Here is a 16723-nt window from a genome sequence, read left to right on the forward strand (position 1 = left end):
CCTCCCGAAAGCCCTAAAAGCGGCTTTCGGGACGATGCGGTCGCTGTGCCTGAGGCGGGTGCGGTCAGCCTTCCTCGTCGATGCCGAAGCTGACGCTCTCGACATTCGCCCGCTCGAAGGCCTGCATCACGTACTGGTAGGAACGCTCCATGTCTGTGTGCTCCTCGCCCTCGTTCTCGACCGGCTTGAGCACGAACATCAGCATCGAGCGGCCGGTGACCGAGTAGCTCTCGCCGACCGCGAAGCTCTCCACCTCCTGGCTGTCGGGCAGGTTGGTATCGAGCAGCCGCGTCCAGGCGGTGCCGCCGGGCGCCTCGGGGAAGGTGAAGTCCACCACGTCGTGATAGGCGTTGTAGAACAGGAGCAGGGTGGCATCGCCCCCGCGCCGATGGATGCCGCTCGCCTGGGCGCGCCCGTCGAGCAGGACGGCCAGCGTGCGCGAGTTGCCGTCGTTCCAGTTCTCCGGGCTCATCTCGATGCCGGTCGGGGTGAGCCAGGTCACGTCCTTGACGCCGAACTCCTCGTCGTAGGCCCCCGTCACGAAGCGGCCCCGCGACAGCATGGGAAGCGAATTGCGCAGCAGGATCAGGCGCTGCGTGAACTCGGCGAGATCCCGCTCCTCCTCGCCGATGGCGCCCCAATCGACCCAGGACACCTCGTTGTCCTGGCAATAGGCATTGTTGTTGCCCTGCTGCGTGCGGGCGAACTCGTCGCCGGCCAAGAGCATCGGCGTGCCCTTCGACAGGAAGAGGGTGGCGAGCAGGTTGCGCATCTGGCGCAACCGCACCGAACGGATCTCGGGATCGTCGGTCGGGCCCTCGACGCCGTAATTGTAGGAGAGATTGTGGCCGTGCCCGTCGCGGTTGCCCTCGCCGTTCGCCTCGTTGTGCTTCTCGTTGTACGAGACCGTGTCGTTGAGCGTGAAGCCGTCATGGGCGGTGATGAAATTCACCGAAGCCCAGGGGCGGCGCCCGCGCTTGTTGAATTTGTCGGCCGAGGCCGTGATGCGCGAGGCGAGTCCCGGCAGCAGCCCGGAATCGCCCTTCCAGTAGCCGCGCACGTCGTCGCGGAACCGGTCGTTCCACTCGGCCCAGCCCGGCGGGAAGCCGCCGACCTGATAGCCGCCGGGACCGCAATCCCACGGCTCGGCGATGAGCTTCACGTCGTTGAGCACGGGGTCCTGGCGGCAGGTATCGAGGAAGCCGCCGCCCTCGTCGAAGCCGTAGGGCTCGCGGCCGAGGATGGTGGCCAGATCGAAGCGGAAGCCGTCGACCCGCATCTCCGTCGCCCAGTAGCGCAAGCTGTCGGTGACGAGCTGCAGCACCCGCGGATGCGAGAGGTTGAAGGTGTTACCCGTGCCGGTATCGTTGATGTAGTAGCGCGGCTGGTTCGGCAGCAGCCGGTAGTAGGAGGCGTTGTCGACGCCCTTGAAGGACAGCGTCGGACCCTTCTCGTTGCCCTCGGCCGTGTGGTTGTAGACCACGTCGAGGATCACCTCGAGGCCGGCGCCGTGCATGCGGGCCACCATCTCCTTGAACTCGGAGAAGGCGAAGTCCGGTACCGCCGCGTAGCGCCGGGCGGGGGTGAAGAACGAGATCGTGTTGTAGCCCCAGTAATTGATCAGGCCCTTCTGCTGCAGGTAGTCGTCCTGCACGAAGGAATGCACCGGCAAGAGCTCGACCGAGGTGATGCCCAGGCTCTTGATGTAGTCGAGCACGGCGGGGTGGCCCATGCCGGCATAGGTGCCGCGCAGCTTCTCCGGCACCGCCGGGTGCAGCTTGGTGAAGCCCTTGACGTGGGTCTCGTAGACGATGGTGCGCTCCCACGGCACGCGGGGCTTGGCGTCGCGGCCCCAGGTGAAGGCCGGGTCGATCACCCGCGAGCGGCGGGTGTAGGGGGCCGAGTCGCGCTCGTCGAAGGTGAGGTCGTCGCCGGTCTCCATCTTGTAGCCGAACAGAGCCGGGTTCCACTCGATCGTGCCTACCAGTCCCTTGGCGTAGGGGTCGATCAGGAGCTTGTTCGGGTTGAAGCGGTGACCGGCCTCCGGCTCGTAGGGGCCGTGGACGCGGTAGCCGTAGATCGTGCCGGGCCGCGCGTCCGGCAGATAGCCGTGCCAGACCTCGTCGGTGTATTCCGGCAGCTCGATCCGCTCGATCTCGTTCTTGCCCTCGTCGTCGAACAGGCACAGCTCGACCTTGGTGGCGTGGGCCGAGAACAGCGCGAAGTTGACGCCCCGCCCGTCCCACGTCGCGCCGCGCGGATGGGGCGAGCCCTCGCGGATACGCGTGCGCGAGGTGCGCGGCTTCGGCATCGCGGTCCTGTCGGTATCGGCCATCGTCGTCCCATTCTCGTTTTGGTGGTGCCCCGCCTCGGGCCCGGCCGGACTCAGAACGTGCGCGGAACGGCGAAGCTCCGTGCCGACTGACGCGATGCAGCAAATTTTTCTGATCGCCGGAGCGCGCCGACGCGGATGTGCTAGGCCAAGGACGAAACTCGCGGTGCGGGCTCGCGTTTCAATGCGGCCACGGTCAGCCGCGCCGCGTTCGAGCAGGGAAGCGCCCATGATCGAAGAACCCGAGCATCGGCCCGGTGGCCTCCAGGCCCTGGCCGACCGTCACGGCGTGAGCCTGGAGGCGGTGCGCCACCTGCTGCGAGCCCTTCAATCGGGACAGGGCAACATGGCCCAGTTCGATCATCCCGATCTGGGCGGATTCGGCCAATGGTCGCGGGGCGGCATGGTCATGGTCGGGCGCATGAACGATCACGCCCTGAAGGCTCGGGTCGATGCCCTGTGCACCGAACTCGCCGCCGCCCTCCCCCTCTCCGGCTTTCGCGAGGAGGCCGCCTCGGGCAATTGGTGGCCGGCGGAGCTGGGTCAGCCGTCGAGCGCGGGCGCGCAGAACGGGACGCGCTACGCGTTCTTCCCCGCCGCGCAGCGGTTGGCCGTCGAGACGGAGGGTCGGCTCGCCCTCTACGACACCGGCGACCGGGTCGTCACCGGCACCTCGCAGCAGCAGGGCGGGACCGCCTCGTTCCGCTTCAGCGGACCGCAGGGGAGCTTTTCCCTGGAGGATCTGACGCCGGTCGAGCGGGACGCGGCGGCCCACCCGTCGGCGCCGACGAGCGGCGCAACGTCCGTGTCGTCAGCAGTCGCGGCTCGCCCGACCTCGCCCGAGGCCGCCGCCTCTCCGCAGCGTCCCGCTGCATCGGGTGCGGGTTCCGCCGACATCCTCTCGGTTCTCGAACGGCTGGCCGAACTGCACCGGAAGGGCGTGCTGACCGACGCCGAATTCTCGGCCAAGAAAGCGGAGCTGCTCGCGCGGCTCTAAACGTCCTCGGTGCCACGGCGAAGCGAGGCGAAAGCCATCCGGGGCGGTGTCCGCCGGCCCATGAGGGGACGGCCTGTCGCCGCAGGACCCGCCGGAGAGCCGGGACCGCCCTAGATCCCGGCCATGGCCCGGCGCGACCTCATCGACATCGACCGCATCTTCCACGAGGCCGCGGTCGCCGATTATCCGCGCGGTCGCGAGGTTTTTTCGAGGTTTCCCAACGCCGAGCGGATCGAGGTGCCCTCGCACTGGAACATCCCGGCACTCCACGGCAACGAGGGTTCGGTCGAGGACTGGCTGCACATCAAGCGCTCGACGCTGGTGCTCGGCGTGAAGAAGGGGCTCTCGATGCGCCCCAACGGTCGATCCGCCCACTTCATCGCGCCGTCCACCTCCAACGGCTGCGCCATGGCCTGCGCCTATTGCTACGTGCCGCGCCGAAAGGGTTTCTCCAACCCGATCTCGCTGTTCGTGAACGTCGACGCGGTCGGCGCGGCGATCACCCGCCACGCGGCCAAGCAGGGTTCGCTGCCCGAGCCCGACCAGATCGACGAGGCGGCCTGGGTCTACGATCTCGGCGAGAACGGCGACCTCTCGGTCGATGCGATGATCTGCGACAACGTCCGCGATCTCGTGGCGCTGTTCCGCGGGTTGCCCAACGCCAAGGGCTCCTTCGCCACCAAGGCGGTCAACCGCGACCTGCTCGCCTACGATCCGCAGGGACGCACCCGCATCCGCTTCTCGCTGATGCCCGCGCGGATCGCCCGGGTGGTCGACGTGCGCACCGCGCCGATGCCTGAACGGATCGCGGCGATCGACGACTTCCTGGCGGCGGGCTACGAGGTCCACGTCAATTTCTCCCCCGTGATCCTCTACGAGGGCTGGGAGGCGGATTGGGCGGCCCTGTTCGACGAGATCGACGGGACGATCTCGCAGGCGGCCAAAGCCCAGCTCAAATGCGAGATCATCATGCTGACCCACAATGCCGGGCTGCACGACGTGAATCTCGGCTGGCACCCCAAAGCCGAGGACCTGCTCTGGCGGCCGGACATCCAAGAGGCCAAGCGCTCCGAGGGCGGCGGCGACAACCTGCGCTACCGCACGGGCTGGAAGGGGAAATGGCTCACCCGCTTCAAGGCGCTGCTCGCCGAGCGGATGCCCTATTGCCGGGTGCGCTACGCGTTCTGACGAAAGGAGACGAGATGCCGGATCACGAGAGCTACCTGCGCGAGGCGACCGAACTCGCGCTGGCCAACGTCGCCGAAGGTGGCAGCCCCTACGGCGCGGTCATCGTGGCCGAGGGCCGGGTCGTCGCACGGGCGGCCAACCGCATCCACGCCACCAACGACCCCACCGACCATGCCGAGATGGTGGCCTTGCGCGCGGCAAGCCAAAGCCTCGGCCGGCCCAAGCTCGCGGATTGCATCGTCTACGCCAGCGGGCGGCCTTGCCCGATGTGCCACGCGGCGATGCGGTTCGCCGGGATCGAGCAGGGCTACTTCGCCTTCACGGCCGAGGAGGCGGAGGCCGAAGGGCTCGTCAGCGCCGGCATCTACGCCGAACTCTGCCGGCCGCTGGACGAGCAGCCGATGCAGGTGCGCCATTACCCGCTGACGGGCGAGCCCAGCCCCTACCGCGCTTGGGCGGAGCGGAAGGGGCGCTGAGCCGGTCTCGCGTCGAGGCGAGGCTTCAATGCGTCCAGGGCGCGGTGCGGTTGAACTTGAAATTGTCGGAGTAGGACAGGCCCCGGCGCGGCAGCGGGGGCTTGGTCTCCTCGACCTGGAAGGCGATGCCGGCCGCTTTGGCGTAGGCCACCGCTTCCTCGGACGTATCGAATTCCAGCCGCACCTGCTGGAGCATGTCGGACGAGCTGGTCCAGCCCATCAGCGGATCGATCTCGCGCGGGCTGGTCCGGTCGAATTCCAGCACCCACTGCTTGGTGCGGGCGAGCCCCGACTGCGTGGGATCCTTGGTGGGACGATAGATGCGGGCGCTCGACATCGGACGTCTGCCGTCTCCGGGCTTGAAGCATGGTCGGGGCGATAGGATTCGAACCTACGACCCTCTGCTCCCAAAGCAGATGCGCTACCAGACTGCGCTACACCCCGACACCCCCTCTCAAGGGCCTGACGGAGATACCGCCTCGGCCCCGCCGCGGCAAGGCGGACGGATGCACGCATGGGTGTTCGCGCGGCCCAAAATCTCCCTCAGACGAGAATATCGAGGACGCGCTTCTCGGATTCGATCGAGGATTTCAGCACCGCCGTGTTCACCGCCACGCCGAGAGAGGCCGAGACGACGTCGGTGACCGCCGCGGTGGGCTCGGCCGCCGCCTGGGGCGAGGCGACGCGAGTCGCCGCCCCGTCGAAGCGCTGGAGGGCGGCGGCGAGACCCGCCGAACTTGTCGAGACCGCCGAGACCATCGTCCACTCCCTTCACCGACGCACCATCGCAGCACGGAAGCAGTGAAGGCTTCGTTGAAAGAATGCGCTCAAGGCGCGGGACACATGGCGATCACGCGGAGCGAAGGTTCGAGCCCGCCGACGAGGGCGCCGACGACCGAGGCCGGCAAAAAACCAGGATGATCGCTCTCAAGCGATCACCCTGGGATCGAAAATAAATCAGCTCGACCTTGCGAGAGTCGGGATGTCCGACAATTCGACGTTGCTTGCAGCAAGAAAACTTCAAAAATGGCTACGCTTGGCAATTGCTCGCCCGACTGCCCAAAGCAGGTTTTCAACGGCTTGCTGCAACGCTGGTCGCTCATGCTCGGCTGTTTCATCAATCACGCGCCGTGCTTGAAGCGCATAGGTCGCGAGACGATCAAGCGGAGGCTCATCCCTTCTCGGCAGAACAAAGAGGGCGCAATCTTCCGCTTGCCCATTTTTCTTGATCTCGGAAATGTCAACGACAATGCCTCGCCCGATAACTTCTCCGGTGTTATTATCGCGTTTGTAGTGACCTCGCGCCAACAGCCAACGCACCCCGCTCGCTGCCGAGCGCACGCGATACTCGGCGACCAACAATCCTCCATGCTCACACACGCGATTGATGTTGGTGGAAAACTCTTCCCGGTCAGCTGGAAAGATAGCTTGCACATAAGCAGCCAGCGGCAATCCCCTCGCGGCTTGCGCGGGGTCGAGGCCGAACAAGGCGGCGGTGGTGGCATCCGCAACGGTGCGGTCGTTTTCGAAATCCGTCTCCCAAATGCCGACTTGGGAGGCGGTCAATGCATCGGGCAAAAATTCCAGCCAGTATCGACTTGCAACATACGGCATGCCCAAACACCCAACCCGATGCTAAAATAGGCAGTCGCCTAAAGGAGTTGCTTCCATCAGGTTCGCTGCCAAAGGTCTTGGGCGTGTAGGGAAGTCGAACGACATGAGCTCTATCCTGCCTTCGGACTGGAAGAGGCCGAATTCCACATCAGAAACAAATCGTCTGCGTGAACTCGCGGAATCGCTTGGCGTTCCGATCGATGCATTCCGAGAGTCGAAAGAGACCCAGCATCTGAGTGTAGATGAAGATGGCACGCAATGGTTCTTGACGCTCGACGTCCAAGGCAGGCCTGTCGTGCGGCGGGTTGGTGAGGGTGCAAGTCAGAACACAACAGAAGAGACCATTGCCTCGTTTTTGCGGCGCGGCGAAGGAAGCCGGCAGCGTGAGGCACTCATCGCTCTCATCGATCGGCTTTTCGTGATGCATCTTACGGATTGATGCCGTCCTCCTACGACCACAAGATACTTCTCATGATGGCGCATTGATTGGGTTCGGACCCCAGCGCGGAAGCACGCCCAGCTTGATCGCAGGGTGGGGCGATGCCACCTCGCCGCAGAACCGGCGCCGCCGCCCGCGCGCCCCGGAATCGAGGCACACGATGATCGACCTCCACTACTGGCCGACCCCGAACGGTCACAAGGTGACGATGTTCCTGGAGGAGGCCGGGCTCCCCTACACGATCCACCCGGTGGACATCGGCAAGGGCGCCCAGTTCGACCCGGCCTTCCTCAAGATTGCGCCCAACAACCGCATGCCTGCCATCGTCGACCGGGCGCCCGCCGATGGCGGCGCGCCGGTCTCGCTGTTCGAGTCGGGGGCGATCCTGCTCTACCTTGCGGAGAAGACCGGGCGCTTCCTGCTCGCCGACCTGCGCGGCCGGGCCGAGACCCTGCAATGGCTGTTCTGGCAGATGGGCGGCCTCGGACCGATGCTCGGTCAGAACCACCATTTCTCGCAATACGCCCCGGAGAAGGTCCCCTACGCCATCGACCGCTACGTGAACGAGACGAACCGCCTCTACGGCGTGCTCGACCGGCGGCTCTCAGACCGCGCCTTCGTCGCGGGGGCGGACTACACCATCGCCGACATGGCGGCCTATCCCTGGATCGTGCCGTGGGAGAAGCAGGGTCAGCGCCTCGACGACCACCCGCATCTCAAGCGCTGGTTCGAGGCGATTGCCGCGCGCCCCGCGACCCAGGCCGCCTATGCCCGCGCCGCCGAGGTCAACCCGAACTATGGTCAGCCCATGAACGAGGACGCCAAGAAGGTAATGTTCGGTCAGACCGCGGTCAACACCAAGCGGTAGGGGCGCGAGCCGGACGGCCGCCGCTCGCCCGGCGGCCGTCTCCCTCCGGCGCGGTATCAGACCCGAACGAAGGCCGGAGCCGTCCCCGGAAACCCGGCGGGAAGGATCTCGGACCTCATCCTGCCGCCGAGCAGGCCTGCCAGGACGGCCGTCATAGGGCTGTCGAACCTGTCGTGGTCCGGCCCGCGCGACGCGTAGAGGAGGACGGGCCACCGATCGGGCGGCGACGAGGTTACCCAGTAGAACGTGTCGCCGTTGTCGGTGACGGCGAACGGCATGAGCCCGCCTGTCTTCGGGAAGCGGTCGAGCGGGTAGTGATCGGGGTGGCTCGCCTTCAGGAGCGCCATCCCCTCCGGGTCGTGCAGGGCGTGATCGATCAGGTCGATACGCGGGTTCGCCGTGAACGGGTTGAGCGCGACGAGGAAGTCGCCGATCCGGCCGCTGCCGTAGGTCTCGATGAAGCGCTCGTAGTCCGGCGGCAGGGCGGACCCGATCCGATGCTCGACCTCCGGCCACGGCGCGCCGCCGGTCTCCCGCGGATGGGACGGCGGCGCGAGGACGGCCCGCAGGTCGCTCAGGGACATCGAGCGGTTCAGCGCCCGCTGCGCCGGGCGGCCACCGTCGCGAGGCCGGCGAAATCCTTGTCGCCGTCGCCGTGGGCGATGGCGTCGAGGAGGTTGTCGCGCAGCACGCTGGCGAACGGCATCGGCACGTTGACCGCCTCGCCCGCGGCCAGTGCGAGCCGCACGTCCTTGAGACCGAGCCGGATGGTGAAGCCCGGCGGCTCGTAGCGACCTTCCATGATCATGGCGCCGTAATTCTTGTAGACCGGAGAGGCGAAGAGCGTGCTGGTGAGCATCTCCAGCACGTCGGCGCCGGCGATGCCGTGCCCCTCCGCGAAGGCCGCCGCCTCGCCCATCGCCTCGATGGCCGAAACCAGCATGAAATTGCCCGCGAGCTTGACGGCGTTGGCCCGCTCCGGCTCCGCGCCGAAGCGCCAGGTCTTCTGGCCCATGGCGTCGAAGAGCGGCTGCACCCGGGCGATGGCGGCGTCGTCGCCCGCGGCGATGATGTGGAGGGCGCCGCTCGAAGCCGCGTCCGGCCGGCCGAAGACGGGGGCGGAGACGTAGGCCACGCCCGCCCGTTCGTGGATCGCCGCCAACTCCTGGGCGAGCGCCACCGAGATCGTGGACATGCCGACATGTACGCCCGGCCGCTGCCCGGAATCGAGCAGCCCACCCTCGACCGTGACGGCGCGCAGGGCCGCGTCGTCGGCGAGCATGGTGAACGCGGCATCACCGGCAAAGGCTTCGGCGGCGCTCGCCACGGGTTCGGCGCCCTCGACCGCGCGGGCCGCCTCGGGCGAGCGGTTCCAGACCCGCACCCGGTGGCCCGCTGCGACGAGCCGCGCCGCCATGGCCCGGCCCATCCGTCCGAGCCCGATGAAGCCGACATCCATCGTCCGTCTCCCGATCTTCCGTTGCGAAGGGCCGGCACGATGCGCCCGGCTCAGTGCGTGTTGAGGAACTCGAGCGTCAGCGCGTTGAACATCTCGGTCGCCTCCATGTGGACGAGGTGGCCGACATTGTTGATGACCTCCGCCTTTCCGTTGGGCATCCGGTTGGCGAGCGCCCGGGCGTGGCCGGTATTGTCGCCCATCCCGGAGCGCAGTTCCGTCGGCGCGAAGCCCTTGCCCGGCGCGTTGCGGTCGTTGGCGCCCATCACGAACAGGGTCGGCGCCTTGACGAGCGGGATCTCGTGGACGACCGGCTGGCCCCAGATCATCTGGTAGGAGTTCACGAAGGATTTGAGCCAGCGCGGAAACTCGCCCGAGCCCTTCACCCGCTCGCGGATCGACACGAACGGCTCGATCGCCGAGGCCGGGATCGAGAGCGCGTAGCTTGTCATCAGCTGCTTGCGGTAGGCCTCCGCGCTCAGGTCGCCCTCGCGGGCCATCAGCGTCTCGTCGGAGACGGGCGGCACGCTGTAGCGGTAATCCTCGAGACCGATCGGCGCCTCCAGCACCAGGGAATTGACCCGCTGCGGGTAGCTGCGGGCGATGCGCACCGCGAGCATGCCGCCCATGGAATGGGCCACGATGTCGAAGCGCGGGATCTTGAGGCTGTCGGCGAGCGCCACCGTGTCGGCGGCCATGCGGTCGAAGGTGAAGGCGCCGATCGGCTTCGAGGACTTGCCGAAGCCGAGCTGGTCGGGGACCACGACGCGGAAGCCCGCATTCGTGAGGGCGCGGATCACCGGCTCCCAGTAGCTCGAAGGGAAGTTGCGTCCGTGCAGCAGAAGCACCGTGCGGCCGTTGGCGTTGTCGGTGGGGGCCACGTCCATGTAGGCGAGGCGCTGGGCCTCGCCGTCGCGGGTCAGCGGCAGGAAGCGCACCGGGAAGGGATAGGCGAAGCCTTCGAGCCCGATGCCGAGCGGCACGGGGGGCGGCGTCTCCTCGGCAGGCGCCGGGGCGGATGTCAGCGCCAGAAGCGGCGCGAGGCACAGCGCGAGGATCGGGAGGGCACGCATGGAAGCTCCGTCTCGGCCTGTCGGCCAGCTGTTGGCTCGGTGTCGTCCGGTGACGGACAGATAGGGCGGATGGGCCGCCTGCAAGCTCCGGAAGGTGACAGAGTGAGCGCGCAGACGATCACGGGGGGAAGCGGCACGGACGGGCTGCCGCCGCTCGAGCGCTGGCTGGCGCTCGGCGCGATCGCGCTCGCCATGACCATGGCGGTGCTCGACGGGGCGATCGTCAACGTCGCCCTGCCCGTGATCGCTCGCGATCTCGCCGTGCCCCCCTCCGAAGCCATCTTCGTCGTCAGCGCCTACCAGATCGCGGTCACCGCCGCGTTGCTGCCGCTCGCGAGCCTGGGCGAAATCCTGGGCTATCGCCGGATCTATCTCGGCGGGCTCGCCGTCTTCACCCTCGCCTCGCTCGCCTGCGCGCTCGCGCCGGACCTGACCAGCCTCACCGCCGCGCGGGTGGCGCAGGGCCTGGGCGCGGCCGGGATCATGAGCGTCAACATCGCGCTCGTTCGCTTCATCTATCCCCACCGCCTGATCGGGCGCGGGGTCGGAAACGTGGCGCTCATCGTGGCGGTCGCCTCCGCCGCGGGGCCGACGATCGCCGCCGCGATCCTCTCGGTGGCGACATGGCCCTGGCTGTTCCTCGTCAACCTGCCGGTCGGGGCCGTGGCTCTGGCGGTGGGCTCGCGCACCCTGCCGCTCACGCCCCGCTCCGCCCGCCGCTTCGACATCGGCAGCGCATGCCTCAACGCGCTGACCATCGGCCTCCTGATCGTCGGTGTCGACGGACTCGCCGATCCGAACACGCGTCCGCTCGCCTATGCGGAGATCGTCGCCGCCGTCGTCGTCGGCTTCGTCTTCGTGCGCGTGCAGCTGCGACGGGCCGTGCCGCTCCTGCCCCTCGACCTGCTGCGAATCCCGGCCTTCGCCCTCTCGATGGTGGCCTCGATCTGCTCGTTCTCGGCGCAGATGACCGCCTACGTCGCCCTGCCCTTCTACTTCCAGGAGGGCCTGGGCTTCTCGGAGGCGCGCACCGGCCTGCTGATGACGCCCTGGCCGCTCGCCATCGCCGCGGTGGCGCCGCTCTCGGGCCGGCTCGCCGACCGCTACCCGCCGGGCCTCCTGGGCAGCCTCGGCCTCGTCCTGCTGGCGGTGGGCCTCATCGGGCTCGCGCTGCTGCCCCCGGCACCGACGACCTTCGATGTGGTCTGGCGCCTCACCCTCTGCGGACTCGGCTTCGGACTGTTCCAGTCGCCCAACAACAAGATCATCATCACCAGCGCCCCGCGGGAGCGCAGCGGCGGGGCGAGCGGGATGCAGTCGAGCGCCCGCCTCGTCGGCCAATCCCTTGGGGCGGCGCTGGTGGCGGTGCTGTTCGGCATTGCCGCCGACGGGCCGGCAGGCGCCTTCGCCCTCACGCTATGGTTCGCCGTGGCCCTGTCGCTGGCCGGGGCGGTGGCGAGCGGCCTGCGCCGGACGGGACCCTGATCGCCGCTCCCGCGACGCACCAATTTCGGGCTCGCGCGTTGTGGCCATGAAAGCGTCCGCTGGGCGCGGGCGCCTAGGGCGGGATGGGCGATGGACATCGATCTGAAGGGGCGCAGCGCCCTCGTGACGGGCTCGACCGGCGGCATCGGCTACGCCGTCGCCCGCGCTCTCGGACAACTCGGCGCCTACGTCGCCGTCAACGGCCGCACCGCCGAGCGGGTCGATGCGGCGATCGAGCGGCTGCGTGGCGAGGTGCCCGAGGGCGAGTTCATCGCCGGCATCGGCGATGTCGGCACCGAGGAGGGCACGGCCGAACTCGTCGCAGCGCTGCCGCGGGTCGACATCCTCGTCAACAATGCCGGGATCTTCGAGCCGCAGCCCTTCTTCGAGATCCCGGATGCCGAGTGGCGCCGCTTCTTCGAGGTGAACGTGATGAGCGGCATCCGCCTGTCACGGGCCTACGGCCCCGGCATGGTGGAGCGCGGCTGGGGACGGATCGTCTTCATCGCCAGCGAGTCGGGGATCAACATCCCCGTCGAGATGGTCCATTACGGTGTGACGAAGACGGCGCAGCTCGCCGTCTCCCGCGGTCTCGCCGAAACGGTGGGAGGCAGCGGCGTCACCGTCAACAGCGTCCTGCCCGGCCCGACGCTCACCGAAGGCGTCGCCGATTTCCTCGAATCGATGGGCGGGGGCGAGGGCGACCTCGAAGCCAAGGGTCGCGCCTTCATCGCCGAGAACCGCCCGACCTCGCTCCTGAAGCGCCTCGCGCAGCCGGAGGAGGTGGCCAGCATGGTGGCCTATCTCTGCACGCCCGCCGCGAGCGCCACCACGGGGGCGGCCCTGCGGGTCGATGGCGGGGTGCTGCGCGGGATCGCCTGAGGCGTCACGAGGGTCTGCCATCCGGGAAGACGGGCCGGCCTGGGACAGGCCGGCACCGCTCCGGAGGGACGGTCCGCGAACGTCTCAGGTCGCGATCAGGACTTCAGGTGCGCGGCGAGGTGCTTGTTCATCTCGAACATCGAGCACTTATCCTTGCCGAAGATCTTCTTCAGCTTGTCGTCGGCGACGATCTCGCGCTTGTTCTCCGGGTTCTGGAGATTGTGCTTCTTGATGTGCTCCCACACCTTGCTGACGACTTCGCCGCGCGGCAGGGGCTTGTCGCCGACGATGGCGGCGAGTTCGGGAGACGGCTTCAGGGGCTGCTGAAGGGCGTTGGGCTTCGTGCCGGAGGCGGCCTTGGTGGCGGTCTCCTTCTTCGGGGCGCTCTTGGGCGCAGCCGCCTTCTTCTCCGTCGTCTTGGTAGCCATGGTTTCCCTCCGTCCTGCGGTCCGGCAGATAGGTGACACGAGCCCGGGGGTCTCGGGGCACTAAGGTCCAACAACTAAGCGGTGCCGCGCCCGTTCCAAGGGGAGAACGGTGTCGGACCCTCGTCCATCCACAGATCAGCGGAGCTTATCCGCAGCGAGGCGGGCCGTTCACGCGGGCGGAGCGGATATCCGGCCCCGCGAATCGCGCACCGTGATCGGTCGCGGAACCGTGACGGGTGCGCCGCATTCAAGCAAGACCCCGCACGGGGACAGCGTGGAGATGCCGATGCCGACGGACCTGCCCGAGGAGCGAAGCTACCGGAAGCCGGGAAGCCTGGAGCTGGACCCGAGCTCCGGCGAGGGCGTGGCGACCTCCGAGACGCCCCGGCTGATCGCCTCCGACAAGGTCGAGGGTACGCCGGTCTATGACGGGACCGGCCGCCATCTCGGCAGCGTTCACAATTTCATGGTCGACAAGGTCTCGGGACAGGTCGCCTACGCCGTCCTGTCCTTCGGCGGCTTCCTCGGCTTCGGCGAGGCCTACCATCCGCTGCCGTGGAAAGCCCTGACCTACTCGGTCGAACTCGGCGGCTACGTGGTCGATATCGATCCCGCCGAGCTGGAGGGCGCGCCGACTCACGGGCCCGGCGAGGATCCCTTCTCCGATCCGGGCTATGGCGGCCGCCTCGACGATCACTACGGAGGCCGCAAGGCGCCGACCGCGTAGCGCGGCCGGCCCTTCTCAGAACTTGCCGCCGAGGCCGACGCTGCCGCCCGCCCCCATCTGGGGTGCGAGGCCGCCGGAGCTGCTCCGCGCCGTCGGCTCGCCGTCGATCTCCTCGCGCCGGATGCGGCGCGGGCCGGTATCGGCGGTGCGGGTCTCGCCGCGGACGTTCTTGGGCAGTTCGAGCGAGCGCGTCGGCCGGGTCGCGATCGGGGCGCCGTCGTCGTCGACCTGGGCGCTGCGGGTCGCGCGGTTCGGCAGGCTCCCGCGCATGGAGGGGGGCGGCCCGAGTTCGGTTTCCGGCATCACGCCGCCACCGCCGCCCAGGGCTTGGCAGCCGCCGAGGCTCGCCGCGAGGAGCGCCGCAGCGCAAAGTCTGGACGGGTGGGGCATTGGCAGTCCTGTCCTCGTGCCGGACACCCCGAACCTCAGGGTGTCCTGTCGTGTCTTCTCGAACACCGCTCTAGGACAGGGATTTGGCGAAAACCAGACGGCGGGCGACGGTGTCCACGCCACCTGCCCCTTCCCCGGCGGCCCGGAAGCCGGCGAGCCTCACGGCTGCGGCGTGGCCGACCCATCCACAACTTCGCCCTTGTTGCCGGGCATGGACGATGCGTCCGCCTGCACCATACCGTCCGGGTGCGACCGATCCGTCGGACCCGGCGCGCGAATAACCAGACTGTCGAGAGGTACTGGGGTGGTCAGACTGCTACGGACGATCGTGACACCGGCGATCGCCCTCCTCGCCACGGCGGCCGTGGCCGCAGAGGGAACATCTGGGGGCGTATCGGGCGCATCCGGCGAGGCTTCGCCCCCCGCGTCCACCATGACGCCTCCCCCCGCGGCCTCGCCGCCTCAGCCGACGCCTGCTCCGCCGGTGCCGCCCGTGCCTCAGCCGCCGCCCGCCCAGAACGGCGCCGCGGTGCCATCCCAAGGCGGGGGCACGCCCGCCGTGGTGCTCGACACCCAGGATTACGAGAGCCTGCTCGGCAAGAGCGTGCGCGCCATGAACGGCGACGACCTCGGCCGGATCATCGACGTCATCGTCGACCGCGACGGGCGCCCCCGCGCCGCGGTGATCGATTTCGGCGGCTTCCTCGGGGTCGGCTCCCGCAAGATCGCCGTGGACTGGCGCGTCCTGAAGTTCACGACCGAGGGCAAGGTCGGCCGCCTCACGCTCCAGCTCAACCGGAATCAGGTCCGCGTCTCGCCCGAGTACAAGTCCGGGGAGCCCATCGTGGTGCTCGGCGCCACCAGCCCGAACCCGCCGCCTGAGAGCGACGCCTCCGCCGCGCCCGCCGCCGAGAAGGCCGCCGCGCCCTCCGACAAGGCCGCCGACCGGCCGCAGGAGAAGACGCCGGACAGATGACGGCCAGCCCGGTGACGGAGAGGCGCGCGGTTCCCTCGCGCGAACGCGACATTCCCCGCAGCGATCCCCGCGACCGCGCCGGCGCGCGGCCGGGCCGCCGCCCGGGTCGTCCGAGCGAGCCCGCGCACGGCCCCACCGGGCCGTCGCGCCGGGCCACCTACGGCCTGGACGCGTTCACCTTCTTCATCGCCAACCTTCAGACCAGCTTCGGGCCCTTCGTCGCCGTCTACTTCACCCAGCAGAAATGGACGCAGGCCGATATCGGGCTCGCCCTGACCGTCGGCAGCCTCGTGAGCCTGCTCGGGCAGATGCCCGGCGGCGCCTTCGTCGACGCCTCCCGCTCGAAGCGCTTCGCGGCCGCCTTCTCCGCCTTCTGGGTCGGGGCGAGCGCCGTGATGCTCGCGGCCTTCCCCACCTATCTCTCCGTCATGCTCGCCATGGCGCTGCATTCGGCGGCGAGCTGCGTGCTGACGCCGTCCATCGCCGCGATCTCCATCGGCCTCGTCGGCCATGCCCGTGCCGGCGAGCGGCTGGGACGCAACGCCAGCTTCTCGGCGATCGGCAACGCGCTCGGCGCCGCCGGCATGGGGGCGATCGGCTACTACTTCTCGAACGACGCGGTGTTCTACCTCGCCGGCCTTCTCGTGATCCCGGCCCTGGTCTCGCTCTCCTTCATTCCGTCGGGCCGCAATCCCGAGCCGGGCAAGGGTCGGAGCGCGCCACCCCGCGAGCCCGAGACGAGGGAGGCCGGCGGCCTCGGCGCGCTCCTGAAGAATCGGGCGCTGCTGTGCTTTGCCGCCTGCATGGTGCTGTTCTTCCTTGCCAACGCCGCGATGCTGCCGCTGGTCGGCAGCGTCATGACCCTGCGGGCCAGCGAGACCGCCACGGCCCTGGTAGCCGCCTGCATCATGGTCCCGCAGGCGGTGCTGGCGCTGACCGCCCCCTTCGTCGGCCGGCTCGCCCAGCGCTGGGGCCGCAAGCCCCTTCTGCTGATCGGCTTCGCCGCCCTGCCGATCCGCGGGCTGCTCTTCGCCCTCGTGAGCGACCCCTACTGGATGGTGGCGATCCAGGTCTTCGACGGCATCTCCGCCTCGGTGCTCGGGGTGATGGTGCCGCTGATCGTCTCCGACGTGACCCGGGGGACGGGCCGCTTCAACACCGCGCTCGGCGCGGTCGGGACCGGCATGGGCATCGGCGCGGCCCTCTCCACGGCGCTCGCCGGCTTCATGGCGGACGAACTCGGCAGCCAAGCGGCCTTCCTCGGCCTCGCCGTGGTCGGGGCGGCTGGCCTCGCCCTGGTGCTTCTCATCATGCCGGAGACCCGCCGTACGGATGGGGACGAGGCGGCGTGAGGGGTGGGAGCTTCCGTGGGGAGCCTTGACCTGCGCGGCG

Annotated in this window: 19 protein-coding genes and 1 tRNA gene; 10 read left to right on the forward strand and 10 right to left on the reverse strand. The window is 68.7% G+C overall.

Translation table 11 applies throughout. The features are described 5' to 3' along the window. Positions 1-64 precede the first annotated feature (64 nt). Positions 65-2335, reverse strand: a complete 2271-nt coding sequence (gene glgX, locus BY998_RS00680; protein ID WP_110349697.1) for a glycogen debranching protein GlgX — start codon at positions 2333-2335, stop codon at positions 65-67. Between the two features lie 226 nt (positions 2336-2561). On the opposite strand from glgX, the gene BY998_RS00685 reads away from it, so the two are divergent. From BY998_RS00685 to BY998_RS00695, 3 genes are all read left to right on the forward strand, one after another. Beyond that, positions 2562-3329, forward strand: a complete 768-nt coding sequence (locus BY998_RS00685) for an SHOCT domain-containing protein (RefSeq protein ID WP_110349698.1) — start codon at positions 2562-2564, stop codon at positions 3327-3329. 123 nt (positions 3330-3452) lie between these two features. Continuing rightward, the gene (locus BY998_RS00690) at positions 3453-4517 is read left to right on the forward strand and encodes a spore photoproduct lyase family protein (RefSeq protein WP_110349699.1); all 1065 of its coding nucleotides are present in this window, start codon (positions 3453-3455) and stop codon (positions 4515-4517) included. 14 nt (positions 4518-4531) lie between these two features. Then, the gene (locus BY998_RS00695; RefSeq protein WP_110349700.1) at positions 4532-4993 is read left to right on the forward strand and encodes a nucleoside deaminase; all 462 of its coding nucleotides are present in this window, start codon (positions 4532-4534) and stop codon (positions 4991-4993) included. 25 nt (positions 4994-5018) lie between these two features. Here BY998_RS00695 and BY998_RS00700 read toward each other — a convergent pair whose 3' ends face one another. The 4 genes from BY998_RS00700 to BY998_RS00715 all read right to left on the reverse strand — a co-directional run bounded on the left by BY998_RS00700 (position 5019) and on the right by BY998_RS00715 (position 6607). Beyond that, positions 5019-5330, reverse strand: a complete 312-nt coding sequence (locus tag BY998_RS00700) for an ETC complex I subunit (RefSeq protein WP_110349701.1) — start codon at positions 5328-5330, stop codon at positions 5019-5021. Between the two features lie 30 nt (positions 5331-5360). Further along, a tRNA-Pro gene (locus BY998_RS00705) sits at positions 5361-5437 on the reverse strand. A gap of 99 nt (positions 5438-5536) precedes the next feature. Beyond that, a complete protein-coding gene (locus tag BY998_RS00710; RefSeq protein ID WP_110349702.1) occupies positions 5537-5752 on the reverse strand; it encodes a hypothetical protein in 216 nt (71 codons plus the stop codon). Between the two features lie 261 nt (positions 5753-6013). Next, positions 6014-6607 carry a PAS domain-containing protein gene (locus tag BY998_RS00715; protein WP_110349703.1) on the reverse strand — a complete coding sequence of 198 codons (594 nt, stop codon included), beginning with the start codon at positions 6605-6607 and terminating at the stop codon, positions 6014-6016. A gap of 103 nt (positions 6608-6710) precedes the next feature. Here BY998_RS00715 and BY998_RS23860 point away from each other — a divergent pair, with 103 nt between their 5' ends. Together BY998_RS23860 and BY998_RS00720 are read left to right on the forward strand one after the other, a co-directional pair. Then, the gene (locus tag BY998_RS23860) at positions 6711-7046 is read left to right on the forward strand and encodes a hypothetical protein (RefSeq protein ID WP_146221737.1); all 336 of its coding nucleotides are present in this window, start codon (positions 6711-6713) and stop codon (positions 7044-7046) included. Between the two features lie 160 nt (positions 7047-7206). Further along, entirely contained in the window at positions 7207-7914 is a 708-nt protein-coding gene (locus tag BY998_RS00720; RefSeq protein ID WP_110349704.1) for a glutathione binding-like protein, read from the forward strand. Between the two features lie 56 nt (positions 7915-7970). On the opposite strand, the gene BY998_RS00725 is transcribed toward BY998_RS00720, so the two are convergent. From BY998_RS00725 to BY998_RS00735, 3 genes are read right to left on the reverse strand one after another with little or no spacing between them, the layout of a single operon-like run. Beyond that, on the reverse strand, positions 7971-8498 hold the full coding sequence (locus BY998_RS00725; protein ID WP_110349705.1) for an SMI1/KNR4 family protein: 528 nt from the start codon (positions 8496-8498) through the stop codon (positions 7971-7973). An 8-nt stretch (positions 8499-8506) separates the two neighbouring features. Beyond that, a complete protein-coding gene (locus tag BY998_RS00730) occupies positions 8507-9427 on the reverse strand; it encodes an NAD(P)-dependent oxidoreductase (protein WP_331289046.1) in 921 nt (306 codons plus the stop codon). Then, a complete protein-coding gene (locus BY998_RS00735) occupies positions 9424-10443 on the reverse strand; it encodes an alpha/beta hydrolase (protein ID WP_110349707.1) in 1020 nt (339 codons plus the stop codon). The genes BY998_RS00730 and BY998_RS00735 overlap by 4 nt, the downstream gene beginning before the upstream one ends. A 102-nt stretch (positions 10444-10545) precedes the next feature. Here BY998_RS00735 and BY998_RS00740 point away from each other — a divergent pair, with 102 nt between their 5' ends. Further along, positions 10546-11928: an MFS transporter gene (locus BY998_RS00740; RefSeq protein WP_245421432.1), complete on the forward strand. Its 1383-nt coding sequence runs from the start codon at positions 10546-10548 to the stop codon at positions 11926-11928. Positions 11929-12018: 90 nt separating this feature from the next. Beyond that, the gene (locus BY998_RS00745; RefSeq protein ID WP_110349709.1) at positions 12019-12810 is read left to right on the forward strand and encodes an SDR family oxidoreductase; all 792 of its coding nucleotides are present in this window, start codon (positions 12019-12021) and stop codon (positions 12808-12810) included. 95 nt (positions 12811-12905) lie between these two features. On the opposite strand, the gene BY998_RS00750 is transcribed toward BY998_RS00745, so the two are convergent. Beyond that, positions 12906-13238: an SWIB/MDM2 domain-containing protein gene (locus BY998_RS00750; protein WP_017486375.1), complete on the reverse strand. Its 333-nt coding sequence runs from the start codon at positions 13236-13238 to the stop codon at positions 12906-12908. Positions 13239-13524: 286 nt separating this feature from the next. Here BY998_RS00750 and BY998_RS00755 point away from each other — a divergent pair, with 286 nt between their 5' ends. Continuing rightward, positions 13525-13965, forward strand: coding sequence for a PRC-barrel domain-containing protein (locus BY998_RS00755; RefSeq protein ID WP_110350228.1), 441 nt, complete (start codon positions 13525-13527; stop codon positions 13963-13965). Positions 13966-13980: 15 nt separating this feature from the next. Here the strand turns inward: BY998_RS00755 and BY998_RS00760 are convergent, their stop codons facing one another. Then, positions 13981-14355, reverse strand: coding sequence for a hypothetical protein (locus BY998_RS00760; protein WP_110349710.1), 375 nt, complete (start codon positions 14353-14355; stop codon positions 13981-13983). Between the two features lie 304 nt (positions 14356-14659). Here BY998_RS00760 and BY998_RS00765 point away from each other — a divergent pair, with 304 nt between their 5' ends. After that, positions 14660-15331, forward strand: a complete 672-nt coding sequence (locus tag BY998_RS00765) for a PRC-barrel domain-containing protein (protein ID WP_110349711.1) — start codon at positions 14660-14662, stop codon at positions 15329-15331. Further along, complete coding sequence (locus BY998_RS00770; protein WP_110349712.1) at positions 15328-16683, forward strand: MFS transporter; 1356 nt, start codon at positions 15328-15330, stop codon at positions 16681-16683. Before BY998_RS00765 ends, BY998_RS00770 begins: the two co-directional genes overlap by 4 nt. Positions 16684-16723 lie beyond the last annotated feature (40 nt).

Origin of the sequence: Methylobacterium sp. B4, assembly GCF_003201865.1 — a bacterium.
GTDB lineage: Bacteria > Pseudomonadota > Alphaproteobacteria > Rhizobiales > Beijerinckiaceae > Methylobacterium.

What these genes read in the sequence shown, in the direction of transcription:
- glgX (WP_110349697.1), bottom strand. Translation starts at nt 2,335, where the DNA reads ATGGCCGATACCGACAGGACCGCGATGCCGAAGCCGCGCACCTCGCGC.
- BY998_RS00685 (WP_110349698.1), top strand. Translation starts at nt 2,562, where the DNA reads ATGATCGAAGAACCCGAGCATCGGCCCGGTGGCCTCCAGGCCCTGGCC.
- BY998_RS00690 (WP_110349699.1), top strand. Translation starts at nt 3,453, where the DNA reads ATGGCCCGGCGCGACCTCATCGACATCGACCGCATCTTCCACGAGGCC.
- BY998_RS00695 (WP_110349700.1), top strand. Translation starts at nt 4,532, where the DNA reads ATGCCGGATCACGAGAGCTACCTGCGCGAGGCGACCGAACTCGCGCTG.
- BY998_RS00700 (WP_110349701.1), bottom strand. Translation starts at nt 5,330, where the DNA reads ATGTCGAGCGCCCGCATCTATCGTCCCACCAAGGATCCCACGCAGTCG.
- BY998_RS00710 (WP_110349702.1), bottom strand. Translation starts at nt 5,752, where the DNA reads ATGGTCTCGGCGGTCTCGACAAGTTCGGCGGGTCTCGCCGCCGCCCTC.
- BY998_RS00715 (WP_110349703.1), bottom strand. Translation starts at nt 6,607, where the DNA reads ATGCCGTATGTTGCAAGTCGATACTGGCTGGAATTTTTGCCCGATGCA.
- BY998_RS23860 (WP_146221737.1), top strand. Translation starts at nt 6,711, where the DNA reads ATGAGCTCTATCCTGCCTTCGGACTGGAAGAGGCCGAATTCCACATCA.
- BY998_RS00720 (WP_110349704.1), top strand. Translation starts at nt 7,207, where the DNA reads ATGATCGACCTCCACTACTGGCCGACCCCGAACGGTCACAAGGTGACG.
- BY998_RS00725 (WP_110349705.1), bottom strand. Translation starts at nt 8,498, where the DNA reads ATGTCCCTGAGCGACCTGCGGGCCGTCCTCGCGCCGCCGTCCCATCCG.
- BY998_RS00735 (WP_110349707.1), bottom strand. Translation starts at nt 10,443, where the DNA reads ATGCGTGCCCTCCCGATCCTCGCGCTGTGCCTCGCGCCGCTTCTGGCG.
- BY998_RS00745 (WP_110349709.1), top strand. Translation starts at nt 12,019, where the DNA reads ATGGACATCGATCTGAAGGGGCGCAGCGCCCTCGTGACGGGCTCGACC.
- BY998_RS00750 (WP_017486375.1), bottom strand. Translation starts at nt 13,238, where the DNA reads ATGGCTACCAAGACGACGGAGAAGAAGGCGGCTGCGCCCAAGAGCGCC.
- BY998_RS00755 (WP_110350228.1), top strand. Translation starts at nt 13,525, where the DNA reads ATGCCGACGGACCTGCCCGAGGAGCGAAGCTACCGGAAGCCGGGAAGC.
- BY998_RS00760 (WP_110349710.1), bottom strand. Translation starts at nt 14,355, where the DNA reads ATGCCCCACCCGTCCAGACTTTGCGCTGCGGCGCTCCTCGCGGCGAGC.
- BY998_RS00770 (WP_110349712.1), top strand. Translation starts at nt 15,328, where the DNA reads ATGACGGCCAGCCCGGTGACGGAGAGGCGCGCGGTTCCCTCGCGCGAA.